This window comes from Streptomyces sp. SID5910 (assembly GCF_009862125.1).
Lineage (GTDB): Bacteria > Actinomycetota > Actinomycetes > Streptomycetales > Streptomycetaceae > Streptomyces.
In genome coordinates this window covers 1-7,553 of the sequence record NZ_WWHX01000172.1, presented here as the reverse complement: position 1 = coordinate 7,553, position 7,553 = coordinate 1, and the positions used below count along the sequence as shown (strand labels likewise).

Annotated in this window: 8 protein-coding genes; 6 read left to right on the top strand and 2 right to left on the bottom strand. The window is 72.9% G+C overall.

Annotated features, from left to right (window positions below; genetic code table 11):
- The first annotated feature begins 296 nt into the window (after positions 1 to 296).
- From GTW67_RS06260 to GTW67_RS06245, 4 genes are all read left to right on the top strand, one after another.
- On the top strand, positions 297 to 1,835 hold the full coding sequence (locus tag GTW67_RS06260) for an ATP-dependent DNA ligase (RefSeq protein WP_161163795.1): 1,539 nt from the start codon (positions 297 to 299) through the stop codon (positions 1,833 to 1,835).
- Positions 1,832 to 2,290, top strand: coding sequence for an NUDIX domain-containing protein (locus GTW67_RS06255; protein ID WP_161163794.1), 459 nt, complete (start codon positions 1,832 to 1,834; stop codon positions 2,288 to 2,290). The genes GTW67_RS06260 and GTW67_RS06255 overlap by 4 nt, the downstream gene beginning before the upstream one ends.
- A gap of 124 nt (positions 2,291 to 2,414) precedes the next feature.
- The gene (locus tag GTW67_RS06250; RefSeq protein WP_161163793.1) at positions 2,415 to 3,800 is read left to right on the top strand and encodes an NADP-dependent succinic semialdehyde dehydrogenase; all 1,386 of its coding nucleotides are present in this window, start codon (positions 2,415 to 2,417) and stop codon (positions 3,798 to 3,800) included.
- Between the two features lie 26 nt (positions 3,801 to 3,826).
- Positions 3,827 to 4,063: a DUF6213 family protein gene (locus GTW67_RS06245; protein WP_161163792.1), complete on the top strand. Its 237-nt coding sequence runs from the start codon at positions 3,827 to 3,829 to the stop codon at positions 4,061 to 4,063.
- A gap of 19 nt (positions 4,064 to 4,082) precedes the next feature.
- Here the strand turns inward: GTW67_RS06245 and GTW67_RS06240 are convergent, their stop codons facing one another.
- Positions 4,083 to 5,309, bottom strand: coding sequence for an acyl-CoA dehydrogenase family protein (locus GTW67_RS06240; RefSeq protein ID WP_161163791.1), 1,227 nt, complete (start codon positions 5,307 to 5,309; stop codon positions 4,083 to 4,085).
- A 169-nt stretch (positions 5,310 to 5,478) separates the two neighbouring features.
- Here GTW67_RS06240 and GTW67_RS06235 point away from each other — a divergent pair, with 169 nt between their 5' ends.
- A complete protein-coding gene (locus GTW67_RS06235; protein ID WP_161163790.1) occupies positions 5,479 to 6,135 on the top strand; it encodes a TetR/AcrR family transcriptional regulator in 657 nt (218 codons plus the stop codon).
- A gap of 31 nt (positions 6,136 to 6,166) precedes the next feature.
- Here GTW67_RS06235 and def read toward each other — a convergent pair whose 3' ends face one another.
- On the bottom strand, positions 6,167 to 6,706 hold the full coding sequence (gene def, locus GTW67_RS06230; protein WP_161163789.1) for a peptide deformylase: 540 nt from the start codon (positions 6,704 to 6,706) through the stop codon (positions 6,167 to 6,169).
- A 179-nt stretch (positions 6,707 to 6,885) separates the two neighbouring features.
- On the opposite strand from def, the gene GTW67_RS06225 reads away from it, so the two are divergent.
- Positions 6,886 to 7,553: Mur ligase family protein (locus GTW67_RS06225; protein ID WP_272920466.1), on the top strand; the 668-nt coding region annotated here is incomplete at its 3' end.

Here is a 7,553-nt window from a genome sequence, read left to right as displayed (position 1 = left end):
CGTCGGCCGCCGCCGCGGCAGGCACGCCGGCCGGAACGGACCGCCGCGCCGGCACCCAGCCCCGCGAGACCACGGCGCCGCGCGCCCTGAACCGGCGGCATACCCGACGCCGAGCGCACGCCTCCCGACCGGCGCCGCGAGGCCCGGGCGGGTCGGGTCGCGGACCGGGCCATGGCGTCGGCGCCTCGGCCGCAGGCACGCCGGCGGTAGGCGCCGTCGGCCGGGGCGGGTCGTGGGCGGGAAGGTGTCGCGTTCGTGCGGGTGTAGGCGTGGCCCCGCCGGTGCACCATGGCTGCATGCTGCTTGCCCGGCTGGCTCAGGTGTCACGGGAGGTCGCGGCCACGTCGGCGCGGTCCCGGAAGACCGCGCTGCTCGCGGAGCTGTTCCGGGAGGCGGAGGCGGAGGACGTACCGGTCGTCATCCCGTATCTCGCGGGACGCCTCCCCCAGGGCCGGATCGGCGTCGGCTGGAAGGTGCTGGGCGAGCGGGTCCCGCCCGCCGCCGCACCGAGTCTGACCGTGCGCGAGGTGGACGCCCGGCTCACCGCACTCGGCGCGGTCTCCGGTGCCGGTTCGCAGGCCGAGCGGTCGCGGCTGGTCGGCGAGCTGATGGGCGCGGCCACCGAGGACGAGCAGCGCTTCCTGCTGGGGCTGCTCACCGGCGAGGTGCGCCAGGGCGCTCTGGACGCGGCCGCCGTCGAGGGCCTGGCCGCGGCGACGGAGGCACCCCCCGCGGACGTACGGCGCGCGGTGATGCTCGCCGGGTCGTTGCAGGCCGTCGCCGAGGCCCTGCTCGCCGAAGGACCCGGCGCCCTGGCCCGGTTCCGCCTCACCGTCGGCCGCCCGGTGCTGCCGATGCTGGCGCACAGCGCGTCCTCGGTCGCCGAGGCGGTCGGCAAGCTGGGCGGCTGCGCCGTCGAGGAGAAGCTGGACGGCATCCGCGTCCAGGTGCACCGCGACGGCGACGCCGTACGGGTCTACACCCGCACCCTCGACGACATCACCTCCCGCCTCCCGGAGATCACCTCGGCCGCCCTCGCGCTGCCCGGGGAGCGGTTCATCCTGGACGGCGAGGCGATCTCCCTCGACGCGGAGGGGCGCCCCCGCTCGTTCCAGGAGACCGCCGGACGCGTCGGCTCCCGCACGGACGTGCCCACGGCCGCGCGGGCCGTGCCCGTCTCCGCCGTGTTCTTCGACGCGCTGTCCGTCGACGGCCGCGACCTGCTCGACCTGCCGCTGACCGAGCGGCACGCGGAGCTGTCCCGGCTGGTCCCGGAGCCGATGCGGGTGCGCCGCACGCTGGTGGCGGGGCCCGAGGACACGGAGGCGGCGGAGGCGTTCCTCGCCGCGACCCTGGAGCGCGGCCACGAGGGCGTCGTCGTCAAGGGGCTGGACGCCGCCTACAGCGCGGGCCGGCGCGGCGCGTCCTGGCTGAAGGTCAAGCCCGTGCACACCCTCGACCTGGTCGTCCTGGCCGCCGAGTGGGGACACGGCCGCCGGACCGGCAAGCTGTCCAACCTCCATCTGGGCGCCCGCACCGCGGACGGCTCGTTCGCCATGCTCGGCAAGACCTTCAAGGGCATGACCGACGCGCTGCTGGCCTGGCAGACCGAGCGCCTCGGCGAGCTGGCCGTCGAGGAGCACGGCTGGGGCGTGACCGTACGCCCCGAACTCGTCGTCGAGATCGCCTACGACGGCCTCCAGCGCTCCACCCGCTACCCGGCCGGCGTCACCCTCCGCTTCGCCCGTGTCCTGCGCTACCGGGACGACAAGCGCCCCGAGGACGCGGACACCGTCGAGACGCTGCTCGCCGCGCACCCGAGGGTGGCCCCGTGAGGCGCAGCGCGGGCCTGCTGCTGCACCGCCCCGGCGACGGCGGCACCGAGGTGCTGCTCGGCCACATGGGCGGCCCGTTCTACGCCCGCCGCGACGCGGGGGCGTGGACGATCCCGAAGGGCGAGTACGACCCGGCGGAGCCCGCCTGGGAGGCGGCCCGGCGCGAGTTCGAGGAGGAGCTGGGGCTGCCGCCGCCGAACGGCGAGGCCGTACCGCTCGGGGAGGTCCGCCAGTCGGGCGGGAAGGTCGTCACGGCGTGGGCCGTCGAGGCCGACCTCGACCCGGCGACGATCGCGCCCGGCACCTTCCGCATGGAGTGGCCGCCGAGGTCGGGCCGGATCGAGGAGTTCCCCGAGCTGGACCGGGTGGCGTGGTTCCCGGTGGACCGGGCGCGCGAGGTGATCGTGAAGGCGCAGGCCGCGTTTCTCGACCGGCTGGCTGAGCACTCGCACTGACGAGCACGACAAGAACGACAACAACGACGAGCACGACGAGCACGACGACAGACCCGTCCGCGTTGCGGCACCCCCCGTCGCGCGCCAAGGTCGAAGCACGAGTCTGCACCCAGGGAGGTCGGCCATGCCCATCGCGACGGTGAACCCGGCGAACGGCGAGACGCTCAGGACGTACGAGGCCATGGGCGAGGAGGAGATCGAGCGTCGGCTCCAGCTCGCGGAGGCCACCTTCCGCACCTACCGGACGACGTCGTTCGAGGAGCGGGCCGGGCTGATGCACCGGGCGGCCGATCTCCTGGAGGCCGACCAGGACGAGATCGGCAAGGTCATCACCACCGAGATGGGCAAGCCGGTCAAGCAGGCCCGCGCGGAGGCCGCCAAGTGCGCGAAGGCGATGCGCTGGTACGCCGACCACGCGGCCGAGCTGCTGGCCGACGAGGAGCCCGCCGAGTCGGACGTGAAGGACTCCGGCGGCTCCCGGGCCCTGGTGCGCTACCGGCCGCTCGGCCCGGTGCTCGCGGTGATGCCGTGGAACTTCCCGCTGTGGCAGGTGATCCGCTTCGCGGCGCCCGCGCTGATGGCGGGCAACGTCGGCCTGCTCAAGCACGCCTCGAACGTGCCGCAGACCGCCCTGTACCTGGAGGACCTGTTCCACCGGGCGGGCTTCCCCGAGGGCTGCTTCCAGACCCTGCTGATCGGTTCGGCGGCCGTGGACGACATCCTGCGCGACGAGCGGGTACGGGCCGCCACCCTCACCGGCAGCGAGCCCGCGGGCCGCGCGGTGGCCTCCACCGCCGGGGAGATGATCAAGAAGACGGTGCTGGAGCTGGGCGGCAGCGACCCCTTCGTCGTCATGCCGTCGGCCGACGTCGACCGGGCCGCCGAGGTCGCGGTGACCGCGCGCACGCAGAACGCCGGGCAGTCCTGCATCGCCGCCAAGCGGTTCATCGTGCACACGGACGTCTACGACGCCTTCGTGGAGCGCTTCACCGCGGGCATGAGGGCGCTGACGGTCGGCGACCCGATGGACGAGGAGACCGAGGTCGGGCCGCTCTCCAGCGAGCAGGGCGTGACCGATGTGGCGGAGTTGGTCGACGACGCGGTGCGCGGCGGCGCCACCGTCCTGTGCGGCGGCGAACGCCCCGACGGGCCCGGCTGGTACTACCCGCCGACCGTGCTGGCCGACGTGACCCGCGAGATGCGCATCCACCGCGAGGAGGCCTTCGGCCCGGTCGCCACGCTGTACCGGGCGGCCGACCTGGACGAGGCCGTCCTGATCGCCAACGACACGGACTTCGGCCTGAGTTCCAACGTGTGGACGCGCGACGACGCCGACGTGGACCGGTTCGTCCGGGACCTGGAGGCGGGCGGGGTCTACGTCAACGGGATGACGGCCTCCCACCCGGCGTTCCCGTTCGGCGGGGTCAAGCGGTCGGGCTACGGGCGTGAGCTGTCCGGGCACGGAATCCGCGAGTTCTGCAACATCACCACCGTATGGCACGGGGCGTGAGGGTTCCGGGGCTACGATCCCTTTTTGTGACCCGCGAAGTGACCCTGCCTCTGATCGTCGACGACCGCGGCACCCTGCAGGTGTCCGCGGCCGACGTGAGCAAGCTGCTGCGTACGGTGGGCGGGCGGTGGCTGAGGCTGGTGGAGGCGGGCGAGGAGGGCCTGGACGAGGACACCGTGGCGGCGCTCACCATCGAACTGGCCAAGCTGGCCGACCGTATCGACGTGGCGTGCATCGCCCACAGCAGCGGCCAGTCCTCCTGACGCCCGCGCTTTCCACCCGCTAACGGATCGGCATCCCCGCCAGGGTCCGCGCGATCACCAGCCGCTGGATCTCGCTGGTGCCCTCGAAGATCGTGTAGATCGCCGAGTCGCGGTGCATCCGCTCCACCGGGTACTCCCGGGTGTAGCCGTTGCCGCCGAGGATCTGGACCGCCTGGGCGGTGACCTTCTTCGCCGTCTCGCTCGCGAACAGCTTGGACATCGAGCCCTCGGCCGCCGTGAACGGCTTGCCGTTGACCGCCATCCAGGAGGCCCGCCACACCAGCAGCCGCGCCGCGTCGATCGACGTGCGCATGTCGGCGAGCTGGAAGGCCACGCCCTGGTTGTCGATGATCGGCCGCCCGAACTGCTCACGGGTCTTGGCGTAGTCGAGGGCGACCTCGTACGCGGCACGCGCGGTGCCGACCGCCATCGCGCCGACGGCGGGGCGGGACGCCTCGAAGGTGGCCATCGCCGCGTTCTTCACACGCTCGCCGCCCTTCTTGGCCTTCTCCCGGGCCCGGGCCAGACGCGCGTCCAGCTTCTCCTTGCCGCCGAGCAGGCAGGAGCCGGGGACACGCACCTGGTCGAGGACGACCTCGGCGGTGTGCGAGGCGCGGATGCCGTGCTTCTTGAACTTCTGGCCCTGGGACAGCCCCGGCGTGTTCGGCGGGACGATGAAGGAGGCGTGGCCCTTGGAGCCCAGCTCCGGGTCGACGACCGCGACGACCACGTGGACGTTGGCGATGCCGCCGTTGGTCGCCCAGGTCTTGGTGCCGTCGAGCACCCACTCGTCCTTGGCCTCGTCGTACACGGCGCGCGTGCGCATGGAGGCCACGTCGGAGCCGGCGTCGGGCTCGGAGGAGCAGAAGGCGGCGACCTTCACATCGTTGGCGTCGCCGTACATCTGGGGGATCCAGGTGCCGATCTGCTCCTCGGTGCCGTTGGCGAGGACGCCGACGGCGGCGAGGCCGGTGCCGACGATCGACAGGGCGATGCCCGCGTCGCCCCAGAACAGCTCCTCCATCGCCATGGGGATGCCGAGGCCGGTGGGGTCGAAGTACTGCTGGGCGTAGAAGTCGAGGGAGTAGATGCCGACCTTGGCGGCCTCCTGGATGACCGGCCAGGGAGTCTCCTCACGCTCGTCCCATTCGGCGGCCGCGGGGCGGATGACGTCGGCGGCGAAGCCGTGCAGCCAGTCCCGGACCTCCTTCTGTTCGTCGCTCAGCTCCATGGTGAACTCGGCCATGTCCCCTCCAGTGACGCACGTGCATGTTACTTGCGGTAACCGCAGTCTGTTACCGACGAGTAGGAAAAGTCAACTCCCCGGGACCCCTCGCCCTCCCGTTCGATGCGCGGTGCCCGCCGGGTGTTAGTTTGCGCAGGCGTCACCGAATCAGCACGGGTGGGGAGAGCACATGGACACCACGCAGCGGACCGATCAGCAGCGGTCCGCCGACCGCCGACGGCGCGAGCTGCTGGAGGCCGCCGACCGGGTGGTGCTGCGCGACGGTCCCCAGGCCTCGATGAACGCCATCGCCGCCGAGGCGGGCATCACCAAGCCGATCCTCTACCGCCACTTCGGCGACAAGGGCGGCCTGTACGCCGCCCTGGCCCAGCGGCACACGGACGCCCTCCTCGATTCGCTGCGGGCCGCTCTGGACGCCCCGGCGGAGCGGCGCAGACGCGTGGAGGCCACGCTGGACACCTATCTCGCGGCGATCGAGGCACGCCCGCAGGTGTACCGCTTCCTGATGCACCCGGCGGAGGGCGTCACCACCGCGGGCGACCAGACCGAGCCGGGCTTCGACGTGGGCAAGCACTCGGCGCCGGTGCTGCGCCGGATGGGCGAGGAGCTGGGCAAGGTGATCGAGGAGCGCCTCGACATGGGCCCCGGCAGCGAGCGGCTGGCCCGGGTCTGGGGGCACGGCATCGTCGGCATGATGCACGCCGCCGGCGACTGGTGGCTGGGCGAACGGCCCTGCTCCCGCGCCGAGTTGGTGTCGATCCTGGCGGAGCTGCTGTGGGGGCGGCTGGCCGCGGCCGAGGACAAGGTGGGCGGCCCGGGCTTCTGAGGCCCCTCGCAGGGCGCAGCAGACGGCGCCCTCAGCGGCTCCAGGACGCCCGCGCCACCTGCCGCATCAGCTTCCGGTGGCGCCGGCCGGACAGCCGGTCGGCGTAGATCCGGCCCTCCAGGTGGTCGCACTCGTGCTGGAGGCACCTGGCGAAGAACCCCGTCCCGTGCACGGTGACCGGCTCCCCGGTCACCGTGAAGCCCTCGACCACCGCGTGGTCGTGGCGCTCGGTGCCCGCCTCCAGACCGGGCAGCGACAGACAGCCCTCCGGGCCGCGCACCACCACCCCGTCCGCCTCCACGAGCCGCGGGTTCACCACATGGCCGAGGTGGCGCTCGTCCTCGTCGTCCGGGCAGTCGTAGACGAAGACGCGCACCGGCTCGCCGATCTGGTTCGCGGCCAGGCCCACGCCGTGGGCGGCGTACATGGTCGCGAACAAGTCCTCCACGAGCGCCGCGAGTTCCGGACCGAAGTCCGTCACCTCGTCGCAAGGGCTGTGCAGGACGGGGTCGCCGTGCAGGGTGAGGGGCCGTACGCGCCCGTGGACGCCGGGGATGGAGCCTTGTCGCATGACGGTCAGAGTAAGGTCCCTGTGTCCCCCGGCGGCGCGCGCCCACCGTAGGGACCGCGTGGCCGGTGCCGCGATTCGGGAGTGCGAATGGATCTCGATAGGCTGAGGTCCACACCACGTGGCCGTCAGGCTTCCCAGGCTTCAGGCGCGGCGCGTACGGCAAGGAGGATCGAGAACTGATGGCAGGCAACTCGGACCCGCTCACGCCGCGGGCCAAGATCGCCGTGACCGCGGGCAAGGCGGTCGCGGCGGCATCGCGCGCCGCGGGGCGCGGCAGCGGTTCGGTGATCGGCGGCCGGGTCGCGCTGAAACTCGACCCCGACCTCCTCCACCGGCTCGCCGGGCACCTGGACGTGACGCTCGTCTCGGCGACCAACGGCAAGACGACCACCACCCGGCTCATCGCCGAGGCGCTCAAGGCGGCCGGCCCGGTCGTGTCCAACGCGCTCGGCGCCAACATGCCCGCCGGCATCACCTCCGCCCTCGCGGGCGGCGCGGAGGCCCGGTACGGGGTCATCGAGGTCGACGAGAAGTACCTCGTCGGCGTCGCCCAGGCCACCGACCCGAAGTGCATCGCGCTGCTCAACCTCTCCCGCGACCAGCTCGACCGCGCCGCCGAGACCCGGATGCTCGCCGAGAACTGGCGCGAGGGCCTGGCCGGTTCGAAGGCCGTGATCGTCGCGAACGCCGACGACCCGCTGGTGGTGTGGGCCGCGTCCTCCTCCCCCAACGTGATCTGGGTCGCCGCCGGGCAGATGTGGAAGGACGACGCCTGGTCCTGCCCGTCCTGCGGCGGTGTGATGCAGCGTCCGGGCGACGACTGGTTCTGCGGCGAGTGCGGCTTCCA

What these genes read in the sequence shown, in the direction of transcription:
- GTW67_RS06260 (WP_161163795.1), top strand. Translation starts at nt 297, where the DNA reads ATGCTGCTTGCCCGGCTGGCTCAGGTGTCACGGGAGGTCGCGGCCACG.
- GTW67_RS06250 (WP_161163793.1), top strand. Translation starts at nt 2,415, where the DNA reads ATGCCCATCGCGACGGTGAACCCGGCGAACGGCGAGACGCTCAGGACG.
- GTW67_RS06240 (WP_161163791.1), bottom strand. Translation starts at nt 5,309, where the DNA reads ATGGCCGAGTTCACCATGGAGCTGAGCGACGAACAGAAGGAGGTCCGG.
- GTW67_RS06235 (WP_161163790.1), top strand. Translation starts at nt 5,479, where the DNA reads ATGGACACCACGCAGCGGACCGATCAGCAGCGGTCCGCCGACCGCCGA.
- def (WP_161163789.1), bottom strand. Translation starts at nt 6,706, where the DNA reads ATGCGACAAGGCTCCATCCCCGGCGTCCACGGGCGCGTACGGCCCCTC.